27 protein-coding genes and 1 tRNA gene are annotated in these 24,520 nt (G+C 63.8%); 14 read left to right on the top strand and 14 right to left on the bottom strand.

All coding sequences use genetic code 11. The features are described 5' to 3' along the window. Window positions 1–39: 39 nt before the first annotated feature. The 3 genes from nadC to nadA form a co-directional block, all read right to left on the bottom strand. Window positions 40–951: a carboxylating nicotinate-nucleotide diphosphorylase gene (gene nadC / locus RO009_02595; protein MDT3683916.1), complete on the bottom strand. Its 912-nt coding sequence runs from the start codon at window positions 949–951 to the stop codon at window positions 40–42. Then, window positions 929–2,491: an L-aspartate oxidase gene (locus RO009_02590; GenBank protein ID MDT3683915.1), complete on the bottom strand. Its 1,563-nt coding sequence runs from the start codon at window positions 2,489–2,491 to the stop codon at window positions 929–931. The genes nadC and RO009_02590 overlap by 23 nt, the downstream gene beginning before the upstream one ends. Before the next feature lie 168 nt (window positions 2,492–2,659). Then, a complete protein-coding gene (gene nadA, locus RO009_02585) occupies window positions 2,660–3,769 on the bottom strand; it encodes a quinolinate synthase NadA (protein MDT3683914.1) in 1,110 nt (369 codons plus the stop codon). A gap of 358 nt (window positions 3,770–4,127) precedes the next feature. On the opposite strand from nadA, the gene RO009_02580 reads away from it, so the two are divergent. The 4 genes from RO009_02580 (at window position 4,128) to RO009_02565 (ending at window position 8,332) form a co-directional block, all read left to right on the top strand. After that, entirely contained in the window at window positions 4,128–5,366 is a 1,239-nt protein-coding gene (locus RO009_02580) for an MFS transporter (protein MDT3683913.1), read from the top strand. A gap of 19 nt (window positions 5,367–5,385) precedes the next feature. Beyond that, the gene (locus RO009_02575; GenBank protein ID MDT3683912.1) at window positions 5,386–6,609 is read left to right on the top strand and encodes an MFS transporter; all 1,224 of its coding nucleotides are present in this window, start codon (window positions 5,386–5,388) and stop codon (window positions 6,607–6,609) included. A gap of 184 nt (window positions 6,610–6,793) precedes the next feature. Continuing rightward, window positions 6,794–7,780, top strand: a complete 987-nt coding sequence (locus tag RO009_02570) for an MDR family oxidoreductase (protein ID MDT3683911.1) — start codon at window positions 6,794–6,796, stop codon at window positions 7,778–7,780. Between the two features lie 96 nt (window positions 7,781–7,876). Beyond that, the gene (locus tag RO009_02565) at window positions 7,877–8,332 is read left to right on the top strand and encodes a hypothetical protein (protein ID MDT3683910.1); all 456 of its coding nucleotides are present in this window, start codon (window positions 7,877–7,879) and stop codon (window positions 8,330–8,332) included. Window positions 8,333–8,495: 163 nt separating this feature from the next. Here RO009_02565 and RO009_02560 read toward each other — a convergent pair whose 3' ends face one another. From RO009_02560 to RO009_02535, 6 genes are all read right to left on the bottom strand, one after another. Further along, a complete protein-coding gene (locus RO009_02560; protein MDT3683909.1) occupies window positions 8,496–8,981 on the bottom strand; it encodes a PaaI family thioesterase in 486 nt (161 codons plus the stop codon). Between the two features lie 36 nt (window positions 8,982–9,017). Continuing rightward, a complete protein-coding gene (locus tag RO009_02555; GenBank protein ID MDT3683908.1) occupies window positions 9,018–9,986 on the bottom strand; it encodes an NAD regulator in 969 nt (322 codons plus the stop codon). 4 nt (window positions 9,987–9,990) lie between these two features. Continuing rightward, on the bottom strand, window positions 9,991–10,497 hold the full coding sequence (locus tag RO009_02550; protein MDT3683907.1) for a protein-tyrosine phosphatase family protein: 507 nt from the start codon (window positions 10,495–10,497) through the stop codon (window positions 9,991–9,993). 55 nt (window positions 10,498–10,552) lie between these two features. Then, window positions 10,553–11,116 carry an HD family hydrolase gene (locus tag RO009_02545; protein ID MDT3683906.1) on the bottom strand — a complete coding sequence of 188 codons (564 nt, stop codon included), beginning with the start codon at window positions 11,114–11,116 and terminating at the stop codon, window positions 10,553–10,555. A 98-nt stretch (window positions 11,117–11,214) separates the two neighbouring features. Beyond that, entirely contained in the window at window positions 11,215–11,829 is a 615-nt protein-coding gene (locus RO009_02540) for a DNA-3-methyladenine glycosylase I (protein ID MDT3683905.1), read from the bottom strand. Beyond that, window positions 11,826–12,713, bottom strand: a complete 888-nt coding sequence (locus tag RO009_02535) for a folate-binding protein (GenBank protein MDT3683904.1) — start codon at window positions 12,711–12,713, stop codon at window positions 11,826–11,828. Before RO009_02535 ends, RO009_02540 begins: the two co-directional genes overlap by 4 nt. A 215-nt stretch (window positions 12,714–12,928) precedes the next feature. Between RO009_02535 and RO009_02530 the strand changes: the two genes are divergently transcribed. Then, on the top strand, window positions 12,929–13,684 hold the full coding sequence (locus RO009_02530) for a response regulator (GenBank protein MDT3683903.1): 756 nt from the start codon (window positions 12,929–12,931) through the stop codon (window positions 13,682–13,684). A gap of 114 nt (window positions 13,685–13,798) precedes the next feature. On the opposite strand, the gene RO009_02525 is transcribed toward RO009_02530, so the two are convergent. From RO009_02525 to RO009_02515, 3 genes are all read right to left on the bottom strand, one after another. Further along, entirely contained in the window at window positions 13,799–14,065 is a 267-nt protein-coding gene (locus RO009_02525; GenBank protein ID MDT3683902.1) for a hypothetical protein, read from the bottom strand. 142 nt (window positions 14,066–14,207) lie between these two features. Continuing rightward, on the bottom strand, window positions 14,208–14,579 hold the full coding sequence (locus tag RO009_02520) for a TIGR02301 family protein (GenBank protein ID MDT3683901.1): 372 nt from the start codon (window positions 14,577–14,579) through the stop codon (window positions 14,208–14,210). Between the two features lie 149 nt (window positions 14,580–14,728). Further along, on the bottom strand, window positions 14,729–15,241 hold the full coding sequence (locus tag RO009_02515; protein ID MDT3683900.1) for an NUDIX hydrolase: 513 nt from the start codon (window positions 15,239–15,241) through the stop codon (window positions 14,729–14,731). Window positions 15,242–15,437: 196 nt separating this feature from the next. Between RO009_02515 and RO009_02510 the strand changes: the two genes are divergently transcribed. The 3 genes from RO009_02510 (at window position 15,438) to RO009_02500 (ending at window position 17,312) form a co-directional block, all read left to right on the top strand. Further along, window positions 15,438–15,653 carry a hypothetical protein gene (locus RO009_02510; protein MDT3683899.1) on the top strand — a complete coding sequence of 72 codons (216 nt, stop codon included), beginning with the start codon at window positions 15,438–15,440 and terminating at the stop codon, window positions 15,651–15,653. 21 nt (window positions 15,654–15,674) lie between these two features. Beyond that, entirely contained in the window at window positions 15,675–16,436 is a 762-nt protein-coding gene (locus RO009_02505; protein MDT3683898.1) for an SOS response-associated peptidase, read from the top strand. A 165-nt stretch (window positions 16,437–16,601) separates the two neighbouring features. Further along, window positions 16,602–17,312, top strand: a complete 711-nt coding sequence (locus RO009_02500) for a protein-L-isoaspartate(D-aspartate) O-methyltransferase (protein ID MDT3683897.1) — start codon at window positions 16,602–16,604, stop codon at window positions 17,310–17,312. 12 nt (window positions 17,313–17,324) lie between these two features. Here the strand turns inward: RO009_02500 and RO009_02495 are convergent, their stop codons facing one another. Continuing rightward, window positions 17,325–18,734, bottom strand: coding sequence for an FAD-binding oxidoreductase (locus tag RO009_02495; protein MDT3683896.1), 1,410 nt, complete (start codon window positions 18,732–18,734; stop codon window positions 17,325–17,327). A 40-nt stretch (window positions 18,735–18,774) separates the two neighbouring features. Next, window positions 18,775–19,770 (bottom strand): L-threonylcarbamoyladenylate synthase, encoded by a 996-nt coding sequence (locus RO009_02490; protein ID MDT3683895.1) that lies wholly within the window; start codon window positions 19,768–19,770, stop codon window positions 18,775–18,777. A 96-nt stretch (window positions 19,771–19,866) separates the two neighbouring features. On the opposite strand from RO009_02490, the gene RO009_02485 reads away from it, so the two are divergent. The 6 genes from RO009_02485 to RO009_02460 all read left to right on the top strand — a co-directional run bounded on the left by RO009_02485 (window position 19,867) and on the right by RO009_02460 (window position 24,494). After that, window positions 19,867–19,943: transfer RNA gene (locus RO009_02485), tRNA-Pro, on the top strand. Between the two features lie 442 nt (window positions 19,944–20,385). Continuing rightward, the gene (locus tag RO009_02480) at window positions 20,386–20,883 is read left to right on the top strand and encodes a chemotaxis protein CheW (protein MDT3683894.1); all 498 of its coding nucleotides are present in this window, start codon (window positions 20,386–20,388) and stop codon (window positions 20,881–20,883) included. 192 nt (window positions 20,884–21,075) lie between these two features. Further along, window positions 21,076–21,963, top strand: a complete 888-nt coding sequence (locus tag RO009_02475; GenBank protein MDT3683893.1) for a protein-glutamate O-methyltransferase CheR — start codon at window positions 21,076–21,078, stop codon at window positions 21,961–21,963. Beyond that, a complete protein-coding gene (gene cheD / locus RO009_02470) occupies window positions 21,963–22,610 on the top strand; it encodes a chemoreceptor glutamine deamidase CheD (GenBank protein MDT3683892.1) in 648 nt (215 codons plus the stop codon). The genes RO009_02475 and cheD overlap by 1 nt, the downstream gene beginning before the upstream one ends. 2 nt (window positions 22,611–22,612) lie before the next feature. After that, on the top strand, window positions 22,613–23,710 hold the full coding sequence (locus RO009_02465) for a chemotaxis response regulator protein-glutamate methylesterase (protein MDT3683891.1): 1,098 nt from the start codon (window positions 22,613–22,615) through the stop codon (window positions 23,708–23,710). 418 nt (window positions 23,711–24,128) lie between these two features. Then, window positions 24,129–24,494: a response regulator gene (locus RO009_02460; protein ID MDT3683890.1), complete on the top strand. Its 366-nt coding sequence runs from the start codon at window positions 24,129–24,131 to the stop codon at window positions 24,492–24,494. Window positions 24,495–24,520 lie beyond the last annotated feature (26 nt).

Below are 24,520 nucleotides of genomic sequence, written 5' to 3'. Positions count from 1 at the left end.
TCCAAGGCCACTTCGCGGCCGCCCCAGGATGACGCATCGTCAAATTTCGATATCCAGCCCGATATCCAGATTGACCGCCGAATGCGTCAGCGCGCCGGACGAAATGTAGTCAACGCCGGTGGCCGCAATCGCGGCAGCTTTCTCCAGCGTGATGCCGCCGGAAGCCTCGATCACCAGCTTGCCGGCAACCATGTCGACGGCTTTCTTCATCGTCACGATGTCGAAATTGTCGATCAGCACGACATCCGCCAGCCCCACATCCAGCACTTCGCGCAACTGCTCGAGGCTGTCGACCTCGATCTCGATCTTGACGAGATGGCCGGCCGCCGCCTTGGCGCGCTCCAGCACCGGGCGGATGCCGCCAGCGACGGCGATATGGTTGTCCTTGATCAGGATCGCGTCATCGAGCCCGAAGCGGTGATTGAAGCCGCCGCCGCAGCACACCGCGTATTTCTGCAGCGCGCGCAGGCCCGGGGTGGTCTTGCGGGTCTCGGTGACGCGGGTCTTGGTATGCGCCACCCTGGCGACGAGTTCGGCGGTCTGCGTCGCGATGCCGGACAGATGGCCGATGAAATTCAGCGCCACCCGTTCGGCGGCGAGCACCGCGCGGGCGTTGCCGCTCACCGTCACGAGCTTTGTCTTCGCTGCAACGGCTTGTCCGTCGCGCGCATGCGCGATGATCTCGATGTCAGGCGAGAGGCGGCGAAACACGGCCTCCACCAGCGGCAATCCGGCGATGGTGCCGGCCTCGCGCGCCACCATCACGGCGCGCGCCTGCGCATCCTCCGGCACGGTCGCAATCGAGGTGATGTCGCCCGCGCGGCCGAGATCCTCGGTGAGCGCGCGCGTCACCGCTTCCTCGATCTCCAGCGGCGAGATGAAGGCGTCCGGGCAGACCAGCGAGCGGCTGACCGGCGCGGTCGTGACCTCATACAGCTTTGGCTGCGACATGGCGTGTCATCCCCGTGGCGTGGTTGGCGATCATGCGGGCCTCGGCGAGGGTCAGGAATGTGCGCCGCGGCTGCGCGTCCGCTTGCGGGCAATCGGAACGGTAATGGCCGCCGCGGCTTTCGCGCCGCTGATACGCGGCGGCGGTGATTAGCAAAGCCGCCGTTGCCATGTTCGTAAGCGCCGGCGAGGGCGCTTCATGTTCGATGCGCAGGATATCGGCGAGCGCGGCGGCGAGCCCGGCCTCCTCGCGAATGACGCCGACATGCGCCGACATCAACGCGCGCAACTCTCGCAGACGAGATGTGTCCTGGTACGGGAGTGAAAGCGGCTCATCCTGCGCAATATTGATCTGTGCGTCCGGGAAAGTTGCCTTGATGTCGCCGGCGACGCGCGCGGCGAAGACGACGGCTTCCAGCAGCGAATTGGAGGCAAGCCGGTTGGCGCCGTGCAGCCCGGTGGCGGCGACTTCGCCCGCGGCCCACAATCCCTTCAGCGAGGTGCGGCCTGTCAAATCCGTCGCCACGCCGCCCATGTGATAATGCGCGGCCGGCGCGACCGGGATTGGTGCGCGCGCGGGATCGATGCCGGCCGCGACGCAGGCGGCATGAACGGTCGGGAATTTTTCCGCGAAAGCCGCGCCGATCGCCTCGCGCGCATCTAGAAACGCGCCGCGTCCCGCCCCGATCTCGGCAAAAACGCCGCGCGCCACGACATCGCGCGGCGCCAGCTCGGCGTCCGGATGAATGCGCGGCATGAAGCGCTCGCCACGGCCGTTGATCAGCGTCGCGCCGTCGCCGCGCAGCGCCTCGGTCGCCAGCGGCGCCGGATCTCGGCCGATATCGATGGCGGTCGGATGGAACTGCACGAATTCCGGATCGGCGATGGTTGCACCGGCGCGTGCGGCGATGCCGAGGCCCGCGCCATTCGCTTCCGCCGGATTGGTGGTGACGGCATAGAGTGCGCCGATGCCGCCGGTGGCGAGCACCACGGCGCGGGCAGGTAGCGTCAGGAGCCTGCCGGCCGTCTGCGCGCGCAGGCCGATCACGGCGCCGTCTTTCGTCAGCAAGTCCTGCGCAACCACGCCTTCCAGCAGGCGGATATGCGGCGCCTGGCGCACGGCGGCGACGAGCGCGGTCATGATGGCGCGGCCGGCGGCATCGCCCTTCACGCGCACGATGCGGCGCGCCGAATGCGCCGCCTCGCGCGACACCGCGAGTCGGCCTTCGAGGTCTTTGTCGAAAGGCACGCCATAGGAAAGAAGATCGTTGATGCGGTCCGGCGCTTCGCGCACCACATCGCGCGCGACCGCTTCATCGACAACGCCGGCGCCGGCGATGATGGTGTCGCGTGCATGCGCTTCCGGCGTGTCGCCCTCGGCGACCGCCGCCGCGACGCCGCCCTGCGCCCAGGCGCTGGAGGCGCCTTCGCCCAAGGGCGCTGCGGTCAGCACGGTGACCGGACGCGGCGCCATCTTCAGCGCACAGAAGAGGCCGGCCAGGCCGCCGCCGACTATGATCACATCGTCAATGGGGTGGGGCATGGCGCTGCACGTGGTGCTCCTCTCCCCCTTGTGGGGAGGGGATGGGGGGTGGGGGTCGTTGCATAAGGCAATGCCGTCAGATTCTCGCACCACCCCCTCCCTAACCCTCCCCCACAAGGGGGGAGGGAACGGGCTGAGTTCGTTACGCGATTTTTGGGCACGACTGACCTAATTCTTCAGATTGATCATGCGTTCGACCGAGCGGCGCGCCTTCTCGGCGATCGCCGGGTCGATGACGATTTCCTCTTTCATATAGACGAGGCTGTCGAGGATCTTCGGCAGCGTGATGCGCTTCATGTGCGGGCAGAGGTTGCACGGGCGCACGAACTGCACCTCCGGCAATTCCGCCTGCACGTTGTCGGCCATCGAGCATTCGGTGACCATCACCACGCGCTGCGGCCGCTCGCGCCGCACCCAGTCGATCATGTGTGCAGTCGAACCGGTGAAATCCGACTCCGCGAGCACGTCCGGCGGGCATTCCGGATGCGCAATGATCTTCAGCGAGGGATCGCTCTCGCGATAGAGCTTAAGCTCGTCGCCGGTGAAGCGCTCGTGCACCTCGCAGGCTCCCTTCCAGGCGATAATCTTCACCTTGCTCTGCGAGGCGATATATTTCGCGAGATACTGGTCGGGCAGGAAGATGACGGTGTCGGAGCCGAGACTCTCCACGACCTGCAAGGCGTTCGAGGAGGTGCAGCAGATGTCGACCTCCGCCTTCACGTCGGCGGATGTGTTCACATAGGCGACGACCGGCATGCCGGGGTAACGCTGGCGCAGCAACCGCACATCGGCGCCGGTGATAGCGTCGGCGAGCGAGCAGCCGGCGCGGCTGTCCGGGATCAGCACGGTCTTTTCCGGATTCAGGATTTTTGAGGTCTCGGCCATGAAGTGAACGCCGCACTGCACGATCACGTCGGCCTTCACCTTGGTCGCTTCGCGGGCGAGCTGCAGGGAGTCGCCGACGAAGTCGGCAACGCAATTGTAGATTTCCGGCGTCTGGTAATTGTGCGCGAGGATGACGGCGTTGCGCTCGCGCTTGAGCTCGTTGATCGCCTTCACATAGGGCGCAAAGACCGGCCATTCGACCGCCGGGATCACGCCCTTGATGCGCTCGTAAAGATGCGCGGTCTCGCGCGCAACATTCTCGTTCCAGGCGAGCGAGGGCATCGTCACGGCGCCGTATTTACCCGCAGCCGCTGACGAGGCCGCCGGAGCGGGAGTCGTGGTCAGGGGGATTCCGGTGGTTTTGACCGGGCCTTCGACGGCAAGGATGGGCATGACTATCTCCCGAAACATATATGCTCAAGTTGAGCATATATGGGTGCTAAAAGAGCCGGCACAAGATGGCCGGTTACGAGCGCTCCGCTTTGAAGCCCATGCAGTTATTCTCAAAGCGAGCAAAATATTTATAGCACTTTCGCCGTCGGGCCGCTAGCCCCGATGCGCAGGCGAGCCATGCATGACGTAGCCAGGCATTCCGCCGGCAGATTGGAGCCATCACCAAGATTCGTTTGGGCGATGCGCGGCGACAACCTAAATTCCGCGCCTCCGGTGCAGCCGGGCTCGGCTTCCGTCAAGCCTGACTAACGAAAGCCGAACCGCTATTTCGGTTTGCGCCGGCGTGCCGGAGCCCTGCATGACGTCCGTATCTGTTCCTGGTCAAACCGCCAGCTGGCGCACTCCGCTGGTGATCATCGTCTGCGGCTGCGCCATCGCGATGCTGACCTTCGGACCGCGCTCGGCGCTCGGCCAGTTCCTCACGCCGATGTCGCTGACCTATGGCTGGGGGCGGGAAGTCTTCTCGCTGGCGATCGCGATCCAGAATCTGCTCTGGGGTCTCGGGCAGCCATTCGCTGGCGCCATCGCCGACCGCTTCGGCACCATCCGCGTCCTGTGCGGCGGCGCACTTCTTTACGCCGCAGGCCTCGCGCTGATGGCCTATTCCAGCACGCCAGGTGCGCTGCATCTGTCGGCCGGCATGCTGATCGGGTTCGGTCTGTCGGGCTGTTCGTTCAACCTGGTCATCGGCGCCTTCGGCAAGCTTGTGCCCGAGCGCATGCGCGGGCTGGCCTTCGGCGCGGGCACCGCAGCGGGGTCGTTCGGACAATTCCTGTTCTCTCCGGTGGCGCGCGCATTGATCGATCAGTTTGACTGGCATGTCGCGGTGCTCGTCTTCGCCGCCGGAATGCTTTTGATCCTGCCGCTGTCGCTGGCGTTGCGGACGCCGCGCGCCGAAAGCGGGGGCGCTTCCGGAATCGCCAATCAATCGCTGACGCAGGCGCTGTCGGAAGCCTTCGGCCACCGCAGCTATGTACTGCTGGTGCTGGGCTTCTTCACCTGCGGCTTCCAGCTTGCTTTCGTCACCGTGCATCTGCCGTCGTTTCTGGTCGACCGCGGTCTGTCCAATGAGGTCGGCGCCTGGACCATCGGCGTCATCGGCCTGTTCAATGTCATCGGCTCACTGACATCCGGCTGGCTAATGAGCCGCATGCCGAAGCGCTACATCCTGTCCATCATCTATTTCCTGCGCGCTGTCTCGATCGTCGCTTTCATCACCTTGCCGATGTCGCCGCTGTCGGCGCTCATCTTCGGCGCCGTGACCGGCTTGCTCTGGCTGTCCACTGTGCCGCCGACATCGGGTCTCGTCGCTGTAATGTTCGGCACGCGATGGCTCGCCATGCTCTTCGGCTTCGCCTTCTTCAGCCATCAGGTCGGCGGCTTCCTCGGTGTGCTGCTCGGCGGCATCGCCTTCGAGGCGACCGGCTCCTATGATCTGGTGTGGTGGCTGTCGGTGTTCTTCGGCGTAGCCTCGGCGGTCATCAATCTGCCGATCATCGAGAAGCCGGTGCTGCGGCCGGCGCTCAACCCGGTGTGAGACAACAGGAATACCTGAAATGACATCCGCCCGCTCCTGGCAGACGCCGGCCGTTATCCTTCTTTGTGGCTGCCTGATCGGCATCATCGGCTTCGGGCCGCGCTCGGCGCTCGGCCTGTTCCTGACGCCGATGTCGTCGTTGCACGGCTGGGGCCGGGACGTGTTCGCTCTCGCGCTTGCCATCCAGATGCTGGTGTGGGGCGCGGCGCAGCCCTTCGTCGGCGCCATTGCCGACCGCTTCGGACCGGTCAGCGTGCTGTGCGTCGGCGCCATTCTTTATGCCGTCGGGTTAGGCTGGATGGCGTATGCGACGACGCCGGGCGAGTTGCATCTCTCGGCCGGATTCATTGTCGGCATCGGGCTTGCGGGCACGTCGTTCACCGTCGTCATCGGCGCCTTCGGAAAACTCTTGCCGCTGCGATGGCGCTCCATCGCCTTCGGCGCCGGCACCGCGGCCGGTTCGTTCGGACAATTCCTGTTCTCGCCGCTGGCGATTGCCCTCAACGGCCGCGTCGAGTGGCAGACGACATTGCTGATCTTCGCCGCCGTCATTCTGCTCATCATGCCGCTGTCGCTGGCGCTGGCCTTTCCGAAAAACGCTCAGGGCAGCGGCGCAAGTCAGGCCGCGCAGCAATCGGTCACGGCCGCATTACGCGAGGCGCTGGGTCACAACAGCTATGTGCTGCTGGTGCTCGGTTTCTTCACCTGCGGATTCCAGCTTTTCTTCATCACCGTGCATCTGCCGGCCTATCTCGCCGATCGCGGTCTGTCCGCGGAGGTCGGCGGCTGGACGCTTGCGGCGATCGGCCTGTTCAACATGATCGGCTCGATCGGTGCCGGCTGGCTGAGCGACAGGATACCCAAGCGGCATCTCCTGGCGCTGATCTATTTCCTGCGGTCGATTGCGATCTTCGCCTATATCAGCCTGCCGATCTCTCCGGCGTCCTCCGTGATCTTCGGCGCAACGATGGGACTGCTCTGGCTGTCCACGGTGCCGCCGACGCAAGGGTTGGTCGCCGTAATGTTCGGCACCCGCTGGCTCACCATGCTCGCGGGCTTTGCCTTCTTCAGCCATCAGGTCGGCGGGTTCCTTGGCGTCTGGCTAGGCGGCGTGCTGTATGAGCGCATCGGCTCCTACGATGTCGTCTGGTATTTTGCTATCCTGCTCGGCATCCTGTCGGCGGTGATCAATCTGCCGATCGTCGAGAAGCCGGTGGAGCGTCCGGCGACCGCTGCGGCTTAAATTGAAACTCAGTCATGCCCGGGTCCGGCCATAGGCCGGCCCGGGCATAAACCTTGTGCCGGGCATCCGCGTCTTTCATTCTCTGTCTTGGTTTGAAAGGAAGCCTTGGATGGCCGGGACATAAGGCGTCAACGATAGTGTCTTCGACGGCATGCCCGGCCATGACGATGGAGAGGGAACAAGCGTGGCAAGTTTCAAAGCAATCGTGGTCGAGAAGAACGAGGGCGGCCAGTCCGTCGCGCTCACGGATTTTGACGACGCCAATCTGATGGACGGCGACGTCACCGTGCGTCCCGAATATTCCACGATCAATTACAAGGACGGTCTTGCGATCACCGGCAAGGCGCCGGTGGTGCGACGTTTCCCGATGATCGCAGGCGTGGATTTCGCAGGGACAGTCGAAGCCTCCTCGCATCCCGAGTGGAAAGCCGGCGACAAGGTGATCTGCAACGGCTGGGGTCTCGGCGAGACGCATCTTGGCGCCTATGCGCAGAAGGCGCGCGTGAAGGGTAACTGGCTGGTGCGTCTGCCTCAACGCATGAGCGCGCGCGAGGCGATGGCGATCGGCACCGCCGGCTACACCGCGATGCTCAGTGTGATGGCTCTGGAACAGGCCGGCGTGACGCCGGACAAGGGGCCGGTGGTCGTCACCGGCGCGGCGGGCGGCGTCGGCTCGGTTGCGGTGGCACTGCTGGCGCAGGCCGGCTACAGCGTCACCGCTTCCACGGGCCGCATGAACGAGGCCGATTACCTGAAAGGACTCGGAGCTTCTGAGGTGATCGACCGCAGCGAGCTGACCGGCGCGGTCAGGCCGCTCGCCAAGGAGCGTTGGGCCGGCGGGGTCGATTCGGTCGGCTCGACCACGCTCGCCAATGTGCTTTCGATGACGAAATATGGCGGTGCGGTTGCCGCCTGTGGATTGGCGGGCGGTATGGATCTGCCGACCAGCGTCGCGCCGTTTATTTTGCGCGGAGTGTCACTTTTGGGCATCGATTCCGTGATGGCCCCGCTCGTCAAACGAAAAGAAGCGTGGAAAAGGCTGGAAAACGGGCTGGATCGCAGCAAGCTCGCGGCGATGACCACGGAAATTCCTCTTTCCGAGGTGATTTCCAAGGCTCCAAATATCCTCTCCGGAGGTGTCCGGGGGCGGATCGTGGTCAATATCGGGTAAACCCGTTCAGCATTTAGCTACGAAGGTGGGTCATATTCACCCTTCGTTATGGTAAGAGGCCTGTTAACGGGGACCTCATAGACGTGGGGTGGAGATATGTTGCGTTTTGGAGCGCTGGTCGTTGGGCTGCTCGCTGCCTGTCCGGCAGTGGCCCAGGAAATGAAGGCCGACGAAGCCCGCAAATTCGTGGTCGGCAAGCTGTTCACCTACAATTGCTTTGAGGGCACCAAGGGTACGGGCCGCATCAATCATGACGGCTCGGTTGCCGGCACCATCCAGTTCCAGGGCTCCGGCCCGGTTCGCTATGCCGTGCTCCCGGCCAATACGCTGCGGGTGAAGGGCGAACAGGTCTGCGCCTTCGTGAAGGGCCTGCCGTTCGAACCCTGCTTTAACGTGCAGAGGACCAGCCATGAGAGCTTCCGCGGAGCGATCAGCGGCATGAGCTTTGCGGCTTGCGAGTTCAAGCGCCGCGGCGGACGCGCCGAATTTGCCAATGCGGTGACGAAGCCGTATCAGGCGGCTGCCGCCCAGCCGAAGCGGTCAGGCGAATAAGATTTCCCCTGTCATTCTGATGCGGCGCCGCCGAAGGCGGGCCTCGAAGGATGATCGGCCGGTGCGTTGCAGCGATTGGGCTGTCGCGCGCTTCAAGGCTTGCGCTTGGCGCAAGCCGTCAGGGTGACGGAGACAGGGCGTACCCCGCCGCCTCGATCTCAAATCACGATCCCTTCGCCGGAAAGATCATGCACGTCGTGGTGGCGTGCGCATAGATTTTGCCGCTGCGATCCTTGATGTCGCCTTCCGCGGTGCCGACCGTGCGTCCGCGATGCAGGATGCGACCCTCGGCGGCAATGAGACCGGTATCCTTGGTGAGCGGACGCACCAAATTCACCTTGATCTCCAGCGTCGTATAAGTCTCACCTTTTTTCAGCATCGAATGCACGGCGCAGCCGAGCGCCGAATCAAGCAGCGCCATGGCGAAGCCGCCATGCACTGTGCCAATCGGATTGTAGTGCCTCAATTGAGGCTCGCCTTCAAAGATTACGCGGCCAGGTTCGACCAGCGACAGACGGAATCCCAGCGTGTCGGTGATCGGCGGCGGCGGCAAGCTGCCGTCGAGCAGTGCGCGCAGAAAGCTCAGGCCGTCATAAGAGAGAAGCGTTTCTGCTGACACGACGCCGGTTGTCGGCACTTTTGCGTCCATTCGCTGTCCCTCAAATTTCCCGTCGCTGCAATCCTATCAGGTCCGCACGCCGAGCCGCAGTCCCGGCGCATGCCGCTCCTGAATGACTTCGCGGCGGAAACGGAACAACGCCGCCGGCCGTCCGCCGGTTGCGGCGGTGCTGTCGCCGGTCGGCTCGACCAGGGCGGTCGATTCCACCAGGCGGCGGAAATTCTGCTTGTGCAGATGCCGGCCGGAAATCGCTTCCACTGTGCGCTGCAATTCGGTCAGCGTGAATTCATTGGGCATCAATTCGAACACGACGGGGCGGTATTTCAGCTTGGCGCGCAGCCGCGCTATTGATGTCGCCAGAATACGGCGGTGATCGAAGCGCATGGACTCACCCAGTGTCACCGGCACGTTGTCGACGCGCCCGTCGCGGCGCGCTTCCTCGATCAGTCCCGCCTCATAGAGGAGCTCATAGCGCTCCAGCACCTTCTCTTCGTCCCAGGGCACGCCGCCGGTGCCGAAGCCGAGCTGCAATCGCTCCTTGCGCGTGAACGCGCGCGGCGAATTCTGGCCGCCGTCTTTCGCCCATTTTTCGAGACGTGGCAGCATCACATCGTCGATGATGCCCGGTCGTCCGTTGCGCCAGTCTTCCCAGGGAAAGAAGCGGTACCAGGGCTGAAAGCCGGCGCCGGCGGCGCGCAGAGCGGTGACGTCTTCCGGCATGCGGGTGAGGGCGAGATAACCGACCGACACCACATGCGGACCGGTATCGCTGACGCGCGCGTGGCGTCCGCGGTCGCCGAAGGTGTAGAGCTGCTCGACATAGCCGATTGACAGCGCGGTCTGTGCCGCAACCCATTCGCGCAGTCCGATTTCGAAGGTGCGATGTGCAATCGGATCAAAGGGACCGGACGGCAGGCCGGCCGGCGCGTCCTTGTTGCCGACATCGCCGGAAACCAGCACCAGCGGTTCTTCGCCGCGCAGTGCGACAATCGCCGTCGTCAGTCCGATTTCGATCGGCGTGATGGCGGCGTCCATGGTGTCACTCGATGTCGAGCCGGAAGGGAATGCCTTCATAGGCCGAGACACCGGGGCCGATCGCCTGCACCGCTTTCACCATGCGGCCCCCGCGTCCGAGAATCTTGTCGGCCAGCGTCACCAGCCGCATGTTGGGAATGGCGGTCGGCGAGGAGTCGCGGATGCATTTCGCGATCGTCGTCTCGTCGCGTGCGGGATTGAGCGCGCAGGCGGTGATGAAGGCGCCGGCAGTGGAGCGGCTGATGCCGGCAAAGCAATGCACCACGATCGGCGCGCTGCGGTCCCAGCGCGTGACGAAATCGATCAGCTTCTCGACATGCTCTTCGGTCGGGTGCACGTAGCCGTCCATCACCTGGACGATATCGTCCATGTCGAGCAGCAGGTGGTTCTCGGCGGCGATGCTGTCGGGCCGCCGCACCAGCGAAATGTCCTTGATCAGGGTGACGACGTGGCGGGCGCGGGTGTCGACAACGGTATCGTGCAGGCGGGCGAGCGAGCAAACGTGAATCATTTTCAGCCTTCTGTTTCAAGCCAGATATAGGCCGGCAGGCGGCATTGCGGAAGCATCAGCCCAGCAGCTTGGAAAACCGCTCCAGATAACGCGATTCCGCCACCTCGGCCGGCCAGGGGGTCAGATAATCGCGTTCCGTGACAGCCGTGATGGCGGCCGGCTTGCCGAAGAATTTCTGTGCTTCCTTCTCCTCAAAACCGGCGAGACGCGTGGCCTCGAAATAGGCCGCTTCACGATCCGCCGTCTTGATGAGGCGCTCCGTCTCGGCCGGCAGTTTTGGCGGCAGACCAAAGCGCAGATGGATGGCGGACAAAAGGCGGCTTTCGGTCGCTTTGTAGGAATCCCCGATCACCGCCTTGAACGGGGAAATCATGTCGCCGATCACATATTCAGCGGCGTCGTGCAGGAAGATGGCGAGCCGGATCCTGTTGTCCAGCCGTGGCGTGCGGGTGCGCGCCATCACATCGACCAGGAGGATGTGCTGGGCGACGGAGAAGATGTGCGCGCCCTTGGTCTGCCCGTTCCAGCGCGCGACGCGGGCGAGGCCATGCGCGATGTCCTCGATCTCGATGTCGAGCGGCGAGGGATCGAGCAGGTCGAGCCGGCGGCCCGACAGCATGCGCTGCCAGGCGCGGGGCTTTCCTTGGTCGTTCTTGGGTGCCGAGCGCGCGGCTTTTGCCGTAGATTTCTTGGGCATCGGTTCAACGACTTTTGCGGCTACGGCCGATTTTTGGATTTGGTAGGCTTGCGGCAGGCCTCGTGCCGGTGACAGGTCACCAGATGGTCGTTGACCATGCCGGTCGCCTGCATGAAGGCATAGACGATCGTCGGCCCGCAGAATTTGAAGCCGCGGCTGGCCAGCTCCTTCGACATCGCCTTCGAGATCGGCGTTTCCGCCGGCACGCTCTTGATCGTCTTGAATGCGTTGATCTTCGGCTTGCCGTCGAGGAAGCCCCACAGCAGGTTCGAGAAACCGTCTTCTTTCTCCATGATGTCGAGATAGGCGCGGGCGGAAAGGATCGCGCCTTCGATCTTGGCGCGATTGCGCACAATGCCTGCGTCCTGCATCAGCTTCTCGACCTTGCGCGGGCTGTAGCGCGCCATCTTCTCCGGCTCGAACCCGTCGAAGGCTCTGCGGAAATTCTCGCGCTTGCGCAAAATCGTGATCCACGACAGCCCGGCCTGGAATCCGTCGAGGATCAGCTTCTCGAACAGCGCGCGGTCATCGTATTCCGGCACGCCCCATTCGGTGTCGTGGTAGGCGACATAAAGCGGATCGTCCTTGGGCCAGGCGCAGCGCTTCTTGCCGTCGGGGTGGAGGAGGGCGGTCATGACGCCTTTGCCACGCCCGGCAGCTTGAAACGCGCGAATGAGGATTCGCGCAGCCGAAATGGAATGCCGCCCGCCGTCAGCGTGACGCCCGCAGCGAGCGCGTCCTCCACGCGGTCGAGCCGCAGCATGGCGAGGCCGTTCCGTCCGCTCGAAGATCCCATCGTGCCGATGGATTTGTCACCGGCCAGCACGGGCGAGCCCGCTTCCGCGGCGAATTCCTCGAAGACGATCGGCACGATGCGGCTGCGCGCGGTGCCGCGATGCTCCACCCGCGACACCACTTCCTGTCCGACGAAACAGCCCTTCTTGAAATCCACGCCGTTGAGCTGATCGAGATCGGCGTCGTGCGGGAAGGCCTCGCCGTAGACGAAATCGAGCCCGCCGCGCGGCACCCCGAGCGCGATGCGGCGGCTCTCATATTCCTGGGCGTCGACGAGCGTGGCGCCAAGATCGGCAGCGGCCTTGTCCGCCAGATGTGGCGGCAGCATGAGGCGCAGCCCCAAGGCCGGCAGGCGCGGATCGGGATAGACGAGGCCATATTCGCTGTCGCCCGTACCGTCCCAGACCGCCATGACGCCCAGGGTCTCCGACAGGTCCTCCACAATCACCTTGGCGCGCAGCTTGTAGAAATTGAGCTTGTCCACCAGCGTGCCCGCCAGCGCCCGCGGACAATCCAGGAAGAAATCGCCGCCGTCTTCGACGGGCGCCTGCGCAACGGTGAAGTCTGCGACGATCTTGCCCTGGGGGGTGAGCAGCGCGGCATAGCGCGGTATGTCCGGGGTCATGGCCTCAATATCAGTCGTCAGAAGCCCGTTGAGAAAGCCGCGCGCGGGCCCGCCGGCCACCTTGACCACGCCGCGATCGGGGAGAAGCGCCGCTTTCATTGGAAGTCCTTCATTCTGTTGCCAGACTGGCGCCGAAACGTAAGGCGCTGGCGGCGGCGGCTCAAGTCTTGGCCCCGGCCGGCGCGAGGTCGCGAAACTCCACGAGGCGATGCAGCCCACGCATTGATCGCGTGGGCCCCAGTCGGTGCATGAATACCTCACAATTGGAAACCGCCGCCGCCTCGGTTATGAAGCAGGCAGGGAGGGCCGGGGGTATGAGCGGGGATATCCTGTCGGTTCGCATTCTTCTGGCATGCGGATCTGACGACGATCGCGAGGTGATGCGGCAGGGCGCGACGCGAGTCTCCTTGCCGTTGGAGATCTGCGAAGCGCAATCGCCCGGCAAGGCCGGCGGCCTTCTGGATGCGGGTGACATCGACATCGTCTTTATCGACGCGGCGCTGCCGCCGGCCGACCAGACGGGGCTGATCAAGGCGGCGCGCGCGGCCGGCAACGATCCCTTGGTCATTCTGCTGGTGACCGGCGCCGGCGGCATTCCATCCGCGGCGGATGCGACCGCACCCAAGCCGCGGCATGCGACCGAGGCCGGGATTTTGCTCAATCGCGTCTCGCACGCCCGCATTCCCTGCCGAGCGCTGGTGGTCGACGATTCCTCGACCATGCGCAGCATTGTCAAAAAGATCCTTGCGGCGAGCCGTTTCAATCTGGATATCGCGGAAGCCGACGACGGCGCCAAGGGGCTCGACCAGGTGCGCGCCGGCGGCATCGACGTGGTGTTCCTCGACTACAACATGCCGGGGCTGAACGGTCTTGCCACGCTCGCCGAACTCAAGCGCGCCAAGCCCGATGTCGATGTCGTCATCATGACCTCGGCGCAGGACATGGCGATCGCCGATCGCGCCTTGCGTGCGGGCGCCAGCGCGTTCCTGCAGAAGCCGTTCTACCCGGCCGATATCGATGCCGTGCTCTATGCGCGTTACGGATTGATGCCCTGTGCGAAGCGGGGTTGAGAGGTCGTCGACCGATTCTCGGATAACGCGAGATCAAATCGGATGGTGCGCGATCCGGCCGAGCCGAGTTGCGACGGCTTGCGCTTCGCAACCGTCGGGGGACGGAGACAGAGTTTACTGCCTCAGCAGTTCCGCGGAAAACTCGCCATTGCGGATGCGGGCGGGGAGCCCTTCCGCGAATTTGGCGGCGGCGTCCTCGCCATAGGTGGACACGAACTCGATCAGGGCCGCGAACAGGCAGGCCTGCGCCATGCAATCGTCCTCGATGCCGTCGAGACGGGCTTCCGCCCAGGCCTCGTGCACATAGCCGAGAGCGGCTTTCTTCTGTTCCTGGTCCGGGATCGGCTCGTCGGCCGGAAATGCGCGCGTCAGATTGCTCATGTCACCCTGTTGACTTGCGCAGCCAAAATCCGGTCCCGGGGTCAACACGAGATCGGCGGCCGGCCGTCGATCCGCGTGCTTAGCACGGGGATTCCAGCGCGGGCGGGGCACCTTTAAGAACGGTTAACGGCTTGGGGACGCGTCAGTTGGTGTATCGGGCAGTGATTTCGCGGGCGATCTTGGCGCCCTCGTCGAGATAGCGCCGGATCGCAACATCGGCGGCGGGTGTGCAGGTGCGGTAGGTCTGCTGGAAGCCGCTATAACCGCGATTGAAGCTCGCCACCATCTTGGCGCGCCGTTCCGGCGCCTGCGCCTCTGCATCCATCAGCGCCTGCATCTCGTTGCGCCATTTCGCCCCTTCATTCGCGCCGCACACGCCGCGCAGATAATGCAGCGCGCCGAGGATCTCCGAAAGGCGCTGCAGATCGGCCTCGAAGGCGTCGCCGCTGTCGGCCGCCCGCGCCGGCGCGGCGGCAATCAGCAGGCACAGAATGAGGGCTAGGCGGCGGATCATGTGGCGGACATATGCGCCCGCGAGAGGCCTGCCGCAAGCTTGGGTTGGATTGTGGACTGTCCAGCGCGGCCTGCCTGTTCCCCTCCCTCACTCGCGCGGCGAATGGCAGGGCTTAGGGGTGAGGCTCGTTCGGCATAAGTGCAGCGGGCTCACTCGCAGTTGCGCTGTGTTCCTTGCCCCGCTCCCGGCCCCTCCCCACCACTCGCTTCGCTCGCGGGGGGAGGGGAGACACCCAGCCGCTCGAACGCGGTCGCCACAATCTCGGAAAGCCCCTCGGTGGTCTTCAGCCCCTCGATCTCGGCGGGCCGCAGCCAGCGCGCGTCGTCGAGTTCGTCGTTCAATTGCACCTCGCCCGACAGCCAGCGCGCGGCGAAGGGCAGGATCACGAAATGCCGCGACACCTGGTTGTCGCCGTCGCGCAGGATCACTTCGTGAAAGCCGGCGAGTGCGATCGGCTGGATTTCAAGTCCCGTCTCCTCGCGCACCTCGCGCGTCACCGCCTCGACCAAAGTTTCGCCCGCTTCGACCACGCCGCCGGGCAGGGTGTAGACGCCGTTTGCCGGCATGCGCGCGCGGCGCACGATCAGCACCCGGCCGTCGCGGATGATGGCGGCACTGGCGGCGAGGAAGGGGCGGTCGGGATAGGTGCGGGTGTCGGTCACAAGTTTCAATCCAGATGGCGCGGTCAAGGCCGCGTTGCATGATCCGGCCTAGCGCAGATGCGGCGGCCCTGTCACTTGCGGTTCCAGTATATCGGCCGCGAGGAACTGCGCGCATTTTCGCAAAATCCGTGAACCTCGCCATCCGCTCCTGCAACCCATTGAAGGCTGCCCCGTAGCTGCGTGCAGGAGCCGCAACATGACCACAGCACAAGTTCACATTTCCGCTCACCAGCGATCTCAGCCGGCGAAGGGTTTCGGTGAGGTGCTGGGCCAATTCGTCTGGGAACTGAAGCGAAGCCTGTTCGATCATTACCGGCCTGAACGCCACTATATGCGCGGACCGGGTCCAAAGTGGCGCGAGCAGCATGCGAAAGCGTTCCCGGCCGGCGCTGTCTGGCGTCATGGCGCATGAAGGCTGGACGAATCGGACATAATGCCGCGCATGTGCGGCCGCTATCTCATCATCTCCGATCCGGACACGTTGCGCCGGCTGTTTGGCTATTCCGACCAGCCGAATTTTCCGCCGCGCTACAACGTGGCGCCGACGCAGCCGGTGCCGATCGTGCGGATGCAGGAGGGACAGCGTCGCTTTGCTCTGGTGCGCTGGGGACTGATGCCGCCCTGGGTGAAGGACCCGAAGAATTTCACGCTCCTGATCAATGCGCGCGGGGAATCCGCGCATGAGAAGCCGTCCTTCAAGAACGCGATGAAGCGGCGGCGTTGTCTCATCCCCGCCGACGGTTTCTACGAGTGGAAGGGAGAAGGCGCGGCCAAGCGTCCCCATGTCGTACGGCGCAGGGACGGCGGGCCGCTTGCTTTTGCCGGCGTGTGGGAGACGTGGATCGGGCCGAACGGCGAGGAGATGGAAAGCTGTGCCATCGTCACCGTGGAAGCGAGTCCGCTCTTGCGACAGGTGCATCACCGCATGCCGGTGATGCTGACGCCGGACGCATATGACGTCTGGCTCGACTGCGACAACGTGCGGGCGGACGGGGCTTTGTCCGCAATCAGCGTGCTGCCGGACGACGAGCTTGAGACCTATCCGGTGTCGCCGGCCGCCAACCGCGTGGCGAATGACAGCCCGGCTGTGATCGCGCCATACGTGGCGCCTGTTGAAGAGACTGTTGCTGACGTGCCGAAGCCGCGCTTGAAGAAAGAGCGCAAGGCGGATGACCGGCAGGGATTGTTGTTTTGATCTCCGAAAAGCAAATATCCGTCATGGCCGGGCGAAGGCCGCACCGCCCTGACAGTGACGAGCCAGGTGCCGGTCTGGATTCTTGCACTCACTCCTGTTTGCCTTTCCGCGGAGGCGGCAAGTTGATACATTCTGGCAAGGTCGCCAAGACGAATGGGCGAAACAATGCCCAGCATATGGCTCGCATTCGTTCTGACATTGATTGTGTCTGAAGCGGCATTGGCCGATGCACAATGCGCCCGGGAACGGGCCGCCATGGTTGAGATCATCCGCGCGCATGCGGAACCGAGGCACAGCATCTCGGAGCGCGTCCTGCGAGCGATGGAGCAAACGGAGCGCCATCGTTTTGCTCCGGGGCTTTCCTGCCGGGTGTCCTATGCAGACAGGCCCGTGTCCATTGGCGCCGGTCAAACCATGTCGCAGCCGTTCATCGTCGCCTTGATGACGGATCTGGCAACGGTTGGCCCCGATGATACGGTGCTCGAGGTCGGCACCGGCTCAGGCTATCAGGCGGCGATCCTGTCGCGGCTCGCACGCAAGGTCTGCACCATCGAGATCATCGCTTCGCTGGGGGAGGCCGCCGCGAAGGCGCTGAAAGAACTTGGCCATGACAATGTGAGCGTGAAGATTGGCGACGGCTATCGCGGCTGGCCGGAATGCGCACCGTTCGACGCAATTGTCGTGACCGCCGCAGCGTCGCAGGTTCCGCCGCCGCTCGTCGAACAGCTTAAAGTGGGCGGTCGACTGGTCATGCCGGTCGGTCCTGCTTCAGCCGCACAGCAGCTTGTCGTGGTCGAGAAGATCGCACCGGGCGAGACGACGACGCGCTCCGTTGCGGTGGTGCGCTTTGTGCCTTTTACCGGGCCGCAGCGGTGACGGCGCGTCCGCTCACAAAACCTTCCCCGGATTGAGGATGCCGTTCGGATCGAGTGTCTGCTTGATCGTGCGCATCAATTCGATCGCGGTCTTGTCCTTCACGCCCGGCAACCGGTCGCGCTTGGCGACGCCGATGCCGTGCTCGGCCGAGATCGAGCCGCCATATTTCAGCACGATGCCGAACACGAGGTCCTGCACCTCGTCCTCGCGCGCCATGAACGCCGTCTTGTCGGCGCCTACGGGCTGGGTGATGTTGTAATGGATGTTGCCGTCGCCGACATGGCCGAAGGGCAGCGGGCGCGCTCCCGGCACCAGTGCCACCACTGCCGCGTTCGCTTCTGCAATGAAGGCCGGGATCGCGGCGACCGGCACCGAAATGTCGTGCTTGATCGAGCCGCCTTCCAGACGCTGCACCTCGCCGATCAGCTCGCGGATGCGCCAGAAAGATTTCGCCTGCTCCAGTGTCTCCGCCACCGTGCCGTCAAGGACCAGGCCCTGTTCCAGTCCGTATTCCAGAAGGTCTTCGAGCATGTCGCGCAGCCCGGTCTCGAGCTGCGATGAGATTTCCAGCAGCACATACCAGGGATGCGGTGTGTCGAGCGGGTCTCGCGTCCCCGACGCATGTTTCAGCACCATCTCGATGCCGTCGCGGCTCATCAATTCGAAGCTGGTCACGTCGCCGGCCGCGCGGCCGCTTGCGACATTCAGCAGCTGCACGGCGGCCTCGGGCGAGGGCACCGCGAGATAGGCGACCTCCACCGAGCGCGGGCGCGGCACAAGGCGCAGCACCGCCGCGGTGATGATGCCGAGCGTCCCCTCCGCGCCGATAAACAGGTTTTTCAGGTCGTAGCCGGTATTGTCCTTCTTCAGCTTGTTGAGATTGTTCAGCAACCGGCCATCGGCCAGCACCACCTCAAGTCCCAGCACATGCGAGCGCGCGATGCCGTGCGCGAGCGCGGTCGTGCCGCCGGCATTGGTGGAGAGATTGCCGCCGATGGTGCAGGTGCCTTCCGAGGGAAGAAGTTGCGGATAGAGGCGATCCACTTTCGCGGCCGCTTCGCGCGTTCGCTGCAAGGTGACGCCGGCTTCGACCGTAATCGTGCTCGAGACCGGATCGACCTCGCGGATCTTGTCGAGCCGGTTTAGTGACAGCACAATCTCGCCGTTGAACGGAATCTGCCCGCCGACCAGTCCGGTATTGCCGCCCTGCGGCACGATGGCGACGCGGTTCGCGTTGGCGAGCGTCAAAATCTCTGAGACTTCGCCGACCGAGCCCGGCCGCAGCACCAGCGGCGTCTTGCCGACCCAGCGGTCGCGCATCTCGACGAGATAGGGCGTCTGCGCATCGGGGTCGGTGATGGCATAGCGTTCGCCGACAATGTTCTTGAAGTGATCGAGCAGATCTGCGGCGAGAACAGTCATCAATGAGTCCAAAGCGATGAGTTACCTCGAGGCGCAACCTTTAGCGCGGCGCGGCGGCGCGGAGTAGCCGGTCATTGATGGCCTCGCCCAGCCCTTCATGCGGTACCGGCATGACCGCAATCGCTGCGGCGCCGGACGCGTCGAGCGCGCGCAGATGCGAGAACAGGTGGGCGGCTGCTTCCACAAGATCGCCGCGTGTAGACAGGTTGAGAATCTTGCGTGCCCTGTCGGCGCGGGCGGGAAGCTGCGGACCGAACGCGAGCAAGGCCTCGCCGTCGCGGATTTCCGACGCATCGAGCCGAATTGTCGCCTTAGGTGCGTAATGTGATGCCAGCATTCCGGGCGCCAGGGGCACATCATCTTCATCGCCGGCACGAGCAAAATCCGCAGCCGCGACCAGCGGCTGCCCCAGAACCTTCTCGATTGCGGCGCGCGGCACCCCGCCTGGCCGCAACAGTGTCGGTTCATCGAGACAGGCGACGATGGTGGATTCGACACCGACCTGGGTCGGGCCGCCATCCACGATCAGATCGATGCGGCCGGCAAGGTCAGCCTGCACATGCGCCGCCGTGGTCGGCGACACATGGCCGGACTGGTTGGCCGATGGCGCCACCACTGCGCCGCCGAATGCGGCGATGAGGTCGCGCGCCACCGGATGATTGGGCACCCGCAAAGCGATGGAATCGAGGCCCGCGGTTGCGAGGTCCGAGACCGGACAGTCACCGCGTTTGGGCAGGACCAGAGTGAGGGGGCCGGGCCAGAAAGCCCGGGCCAGGGCCTCGGCCTGCGCGTTGAACACGGCCAGCGACCGGGCCGCGGGCAGACCGGCCACATGCGCGATCAGCGGATTGAAGGAGGGGCGGCCCTTGGCCGCATAAAGACGCGCCACAGCGTCACCATTGGCGGCATCGGCCCCCAGCCCGTAAACCGTCTCAGTCGGGAAGGCGACGAGCCCGCCCTTCCGGAGCAAGCCGGCGGCGGCCTCGATGGCTGCAGGTCCCGCCGCGAGCACGCGGGTCTTGGTCATGACTGTCATTTTTTCTGATTCTGCTGCCGCCACGTGACGGCTCAATTTGCGGCCCCGAACCTTGCAGCCCGTGGGGGCCATAGCTATAAGACGGCCTCTTCATATCGGAGTGTAGCGCAGCCTGGTAGCGCACCTCGTTCGGGACGAGGGGGTCGCAGGTTCAAATCCTGCCACTCCGACCATTTATCCCGCTGATGCTAATAGCTTTTCTTAACGCCCCGCGAGCGGGTCTTCAGTTGTTCCAGGCAAGCCTCGCGTGACCATACCCATTTTGGGAAGGCCCCACTTGGGAATAGGCGCGATAGCTGAGCGCATCGGAGCGAAGACCCAAGAGCTGCGCGTATTGTCCGACGGTCCGCTTCGATACCCCTTGGGCAGAGCCATCATTCCGAAAAACGGCTGTGTTTTCAGCCGGATTCTGCAGCTTGCAACCATTCCCTAACCATTTTCTCGAAAAATAGTCGCGAATTTTACGGATCCGAGTCGGGGAATTCCGCACGGTCCAGCATTGGCAAGCCCGGGCATCACCGCAGGTGAGCACGGCGCGGCGACTGGTCTGTGCGGCCAAGGGGTGACGGGGAAATGACTGCTCAGGCCGCTCAGGCGGCCACCGGAAACGGTGGAATGAATCCCATGGACTGGGCTTCGGCGGAGGGAGCCGCCGGCACCAGCGGGCTTACGCAATTCATCAGCTTTGCGATCGGCGCCGATCAATACGGCGTCGACATCATGTCGGTCCGTGAAATCAAAGGCTGGTCGGAGATCACGCATCTTCCAAAACAGCCGGAATATGTGCGGGGAGTGCTCAATCTGCGCGGGGTGATGGTTCCGATCATCGACCTGCGCTGCCGCTTCGGCCAAGGACTGACCGAGGCGACGCCCATGCATATCGTCATCATCGTGCAGGTCGCGTCTCGCCTTGTCGGCCTGCTGGCCGACCGCGTGCTCGACATCATCTCCTGCGACGCCGCCAAGATCCAGCCGGTTCCCCGGATCGCCCAAGCGTCACGTATCGACTTCCTTTCGGGTCTGGTCACCATGGACAATTCCATGATCGCGCTGATCGACCTGCCTCATCTTTTGTCGCTCTCCGGCTCCGAAGAGAAATCCGTATCGCATTGATGCGGAGCGTGTGTTGCGTACTTGAGTGTCGGTGGCTGCGTGAGTGACCCGCGTTGTTGAGGGTGTCGTGCGTGTTTTGGTTCGGGGCGATCAGGAATCCTGCATGTTTTCGGGTGTGATGATGGTTTCGGTCGAATGCCTCGCCGCTTCCGGCGTATCAGACGCTGCGCGCAATGGGGAGACGTTCTGACCATGCAGAAATCCTCGGCCGCAGCAAAACAGGATCTCGGTCTTCTTATCGAAGAGCCGCGCCGCGAATACCATTTCTCGGACGCCGATTTCCGCGTCTTGGCGCGCATCGCCAAGGAGCGGACCGGCATCACGCTCGCCGATTCCAAGCGCAATCTCCTGTACGGACGATTGTCGCGCCGGCTGCGCGCGCTCAAGATGTCAGCCTTCAGCGAATATCGTGAGTATCTCGACGGCCCGAACGGGGAAGTTGAACTCGAACGTTTCATCAACAGCATTTCGACGAACCACACCAAGCTGTTCCGCGAGCCGCATCACTTTGACCACTTGCGTGCCCATATAGCGCTGCCTTACGCGCAGGCGATCAAGGCTAACAAGGCGGGCCGGCTGCGCATCTGGTCGGCGGGCTGTTCGAGCGGCGAGGAGCCCTACACGATTGCGATGGTGCTCAAGCGCGAGATTCCGGATTGCGCCAGGCGCGACATCCGCATTCTGGCGACCGATATCGACACCGACGTGATCGCGAAGGGCGCACGCGGCGAATATCCCGTGCGGATGCTGGAAGAGATTCCCGAGGCCTACCGCAAGCTCGTCCAGTACAAGGACAAGACAGCCGAATTCATGGTGATGCATGAAGACCTGCGGACGATCATAACATTCCGCCGGCTCAACCTCATGGATCATCCCTGGCCCTTCAAGGGTCCGTTCGACGCCATCTTCTGCCGCAACGTCATGATCTATTTCGACGTGCAGACCAAGGCGAAGCTGATCGAACGCTACACGCAGATGCTCAGGCCGGGCGGTTGGCTCTATATCGGCCATTCCGAGTCCCTGCTCGGCGCCCATCCCGGGCTCGAACTGATCGGCCGCACGGTCTACCGGAGAGTTTGATGGGCATCCTCACCCGCGCGCAAACTCAATCCGACCCGTTGGTGCCGTCATCGGACAACATCGCCACCTCGCGGCACCGCTTCTACGACACTGTCAATTCCTCCTGGCTGGTGAAGGTTTTCCCGGGCGAATTCTACGTCACGTCGAAAAGCGATGAGGTTCTCGTCACCGTGCTCGGCTCCTGCGTGTCGGCCTGCATTCGCGATCCGCGCACCGGCATCGGCGGCATGAACCATTTCATGCTGCCGCAGGGCGACGGCGGGAGCTGGGACGGAGAATCCACGCGCTACGGCAATTTCGCGATGGAGAAGCTGATCAACGAATTGATCAAGCTGGGCTGCCCGCGCGAACGGATGGAAGTAAAGGTCTTCGGCGGCGGCAACGTCATCGACTCATCCACCCAGATCGGTACCAAGAATGCAGAGTTCGTGCTGCGGTTCCTGCAGAGCGAAGGGATCACCTGCGCCGCCCAGGATCTGGGCGGCCTGCATCCGCGCCGCATCCAATACTACCCGTCCACGGGACGCGTGGTCCGCCGGCTGCTGCAGGTGAACGAATCCGTTCTGATCGCGCGTGAAGAGAAGAACTATGCCAGCCGTCTGTTGTCGAAGCCGACAGCCGGTGACATCGAATTGTTCGGGGACTGAATATGACGGCAAGCCATCCAAAGGTTCGAGCCTTGATCGTCGACGACTCCGCGCTGATGCGTCAGTTGTTGTCGTCATGCCTCTCCGCCGACCCGGAGATCGAAGTCGTCGGCACCGCCGCCGATCCGATCGAAGCCCGCGACATGATCAAGGCGCTCAACCCCGACGTCATTACACTTGACGTCGAGATGCCGCGCATGGACGGCGTTACCTTCTTGCGCAAGATCATGTCGCTGCGGCCGATGCCGGTGGTGATGATCTCAACGCTCACCCAAGCCGGCGCCGAGGTCACGCTGGAGGCGCTCGAAATCGGTGCTGTCGATTTCATCGCCAAGCCGACCAAGGACATCGGTACGGTGATGACCGAACTGGCCAGTGAGCTGCAGGCCAAGGTCAAGACCGCCGCCCGCGTTCGCGTCCGCGCGCGGCATGTCGAGCAGAAACCCCCGCCCAAACCGAAACCCGTCGTCGGCGACCTGTCGTCAAACAAGATCGTGACCATCGGCGCATCGACCGGCGGTGTCGAGGCGCTCAAGGCCGTGCTGATCCATCTGCCGGCGAACTGTCCGCCCATCCTGATCACCCAGCACATGCCGGAGCGTTTCACCGCCTCCTTCGCCAAGCGTCTGAACAGCGAATGCGCGATGACGGTGAGCGAGGCCTGCAACGGCGACGTGATCGAACAGGGCCATGTCTATATCGCGCCTGGCGCGCGGCATCTGGAACTCTCCAGGAACGCCAGCAGATTTGTCTGTCGTCTGACCGACGACCCGCCGGTCTCGGGGCACCGCCCGTCGGTGGACGTGCTGTTCCGCTCGGCCGCCAAGACCGCCGGCCCCGACATTGTCGGGGTGATCCTCACCGGCATGGGCAAGGATGGCTCCGAAGGCATGCTGCAGCTACGCCAGGCCGGCGCCATCACGATCGGCCAGGACGAGGCGACATCGCTGATCTACGGCATGCCGCGGGTCGCCTTCGAGCGCGGCGCGGTGCAGCGGCAATATCCGCTGCACGACATTGCCGACGCAATTCTAGACGCCTGCCGGGACAAACCCGGCCAGGCTTCGGCCAGACCGGCTCTGGCCGCTCACCACAGGTGACATGACAATGTCGATGCAAGCCCAGACCACGTCCTCCTACACGCTGCCGCCGGTGCTCGATTTCGCGGCAGCGGAGGGATTTCAGGCCAGCCTGATCGAGAAACTGCAAGCGGCGCCAACGCTGCATCTCGATGCCTCGGCGGTCGAGACGCTGACTACGCCCTGCGTCCAGCTCATCCTGGCAGCTGCCAAGTCGCACCATCTCACGATCGCCAATCCATCGGTCGCCTTCAACAGCGCCTTTACCGATCTGGGACTGAACTGGGAAGACTATGCGGAAGCCTCGGGCGACAGCGCCGTCGCGCAAAGCGCGGCGCAGATCGCCGAAGTCATGCAGGCCGTCGAAACTGCGCTGATTGAAGCCACAGCAAGCGAGACCCCCGATATCGCAGACAGCGAACAACCCAATGGATCTGCCATGGCCAAGCGAATCCTGACCATCGACGACTCCAAGACCATGCGCGACATGCTGATGCTGACGCTCAGCGATGCCGGCTATGACGTCATCCAGGCGGTTGACGGCGAGGACGGAGTCAACGTGCTGAAGGATCAGACCGTCGACGTCGTCATCACCGACATCAACATGCCGAAGATGGACGGCTACGAGGTCATTCGCCAGTTGCGAAAAAATCCGGCGCACAAGACGCTGCCGATCCTTGTTCTCACCACCGAAAGCGACACCGACAAGCGCAGCATTGCGCGCGAGGCGGGCGCGACCGGCTGGATGGTCAAGCCGTTCGATCCCGACCGCCTGGTGCAGACCATCCGCAAGGTGTCTCCCTGATTAACGCGATATGGATAGCGATACGC

This window comes from Pseudorhodoplanes sp. (assembly GCA_032027085.1).
Taxonomy (GTDB): Bacteria; Pseudomonadota; Alphaproteobacteria; order Rhizobiales; family Xanthobacteraceae; genus Pseudorhodoplanes.
This window is presented reverse-complemented; position numbering and strand designations above follow the sequence as displayed.

Bases quoted from the DNA above. Each gene is read 5' to 3' on its own strand.
- nadA (MDT3683914.1), bottom strand. From the start codon at position 3,769: ATGCCCATCCTTGCCGTCGAAGGCCCGGTCAAAACCACCGGAATCCCC.
- RO009_02580 (MDT3683913.1), top strand. From the start codon at position 4,128: ATGACGTCCGTATCTGTTCCTGGTCAAACCGCCAGCTGGCGCACTCCG.
- RO009_02500 (MDT3683897.1), top strand. From the start codon at position 16,602: ATGCCCAGCATATGGCTCGCATTCGTTCTGACATTGATTGTGTCTGAA.
- RO009_02530 (MDT3683903.1), top strand. From the start codon at position 12,929: ATGAGCGGGGATATCCTGTCGGTTCGCATTCTTCTGGCATGCGGATCT.
- RO009_02560 (MDT3683909.1), bottom strand. From the start codon at position 8,981: ATGGACGCAAAAGTGCCGACAACCGGCGTCGTGTCAGCAGAAACGCTT.
- RO009_02520 (MDT3683901.1), bottom strand. From the start codon at position 14,579: ATGATCCGCCGCCTAGCCCTCATTCTGTGCCTGCTGATTGCCGCCGCG.
- RO009_02535 (MDT3683904.1), bottom strand. From the start codon at position 12,713: ATGAAAGCGGCGCTTCTCCCCGATCGCGGCGTGGTCAAGGTGGCCGGC.
- RO009_02565 (MDT3683910.1), top strand. From the start codon at position 7,877: ATGTTGCGTTTTGGAGCGCTGGTCGTTGGGCTGCTCGCTGCCTGTCCG.
- RO009_02540 (MDT3683905.1), bottom strand. From the start codon at position 11,829: ATGACCGCCCTCCTCCACCCCGACGGCAAGAAGCGCTGCGCCTGGCCC.
- RO009_02525 (MDT3683902.1), bottom strand. From the start codon at position 14,065: ATGAGCAATCTGACGCGCGCATTTCCGGCCGACGAGCCGATCCCGGAC.
- RO009_02550 (MDT3683907.1), bottom strand. From the start codon at position 10,497: ATGATTCACGTTTGCTCGCTCGCCCGCCTGCACGATACCGTTGTCGAC.
- RO009_02465 (MDT3683891.1), top strand. From the start codon at position 22,613: ATGACGGCAAGCCATCCAAAGGTTCGAGCCTTGATCGTCGACGACTCC.
- RO009_02490 (MDT3683895.1), bottom strand. From the start codon at position 19,770: ATGACAGTCATGACCAAGACCCGCGTGCTCGCGGCGGGACCTGCAGCC.
- RO009_02590 (MDT3683915.1), bottom strand. From the start codon at position 2,491: ATGCCCCACCCCATTGACGATGTGATCATAGTCGGCGGCGGCCTGGCC.
- RO009_02505 (MDT3683898.1), top strand. From the start codon at position 15,675: ATGCCGCGCATGTGCGGCCGCTATCTCATCATCTCCGATCCGGACACG.
- cheD (MDT3683892.1), top strand. From the start codon at position 21,963: ATGGGCATCCTCACCCGCGCGCAAACTCAATCCGACCCGTTGGTGCCG.
- RO009_02545 (MDT3683906.1), bottom strand. From the start codon at position 11,116: ATGCTGTCGGGCCGCCGGCTCGACCTGCTCGATCCCTCGCCGCTCGAC.
- RO009_02495 (MDT3683896.1), bottom strand. From the start codon at position 18,734: ATGACTGTTCTCGCCGCAGATCTGCTCGATCACTTCAAGAACATTGTC.
- RO009_02480 (MDT3683894.1), top strand. From the start codon at position 20,386: ATGAATCCCATGGACTGGGCTTCGGCGGAGGGAGCCGCCGGCACCAGC.
- RO009_02475 (MDT3683893.1), top strand. From the start codon at position 21,076: ATGCAGAAATCCTCGGCCGCAGCAAAACAGGATCTCGGTCTTCTTATC.
- nadC (MDT3683916.1), bottom strand. From the start codon at position 951: ATGTCGCAGCCAAAGCTGTATGAGGTCACGACCGCGCCGGTCAGCCGC.
- RO009_02555 (MDT3683908.1), bottom strand. From the start codon at position 9,986: ATGGACGCCGCCATCACGCCGATCGAAATCGGACTGACGACGGCGATT.
- RO009_02575 (MDT3683912.1), top strand. From the start codon at position 5,386: ATGACATCCGCCCGCTCCTGGCAGACGCCGGCCGTTATCCTTCTTTGT.
- RO009_02510 (MDT3683899.1), top strand. From the start codon at position 15,438: ATGACCACAGCACAAGTTCACATTTCCGCTCACCAGCGATCTCAGCCG.
- RO009_02460 (MDT3683890.1), top strand. From the start codon at position 24,129: ATGGCCAAGCGAATCCTGACCATCGACGACTCCAAGACCATGCGCGAC.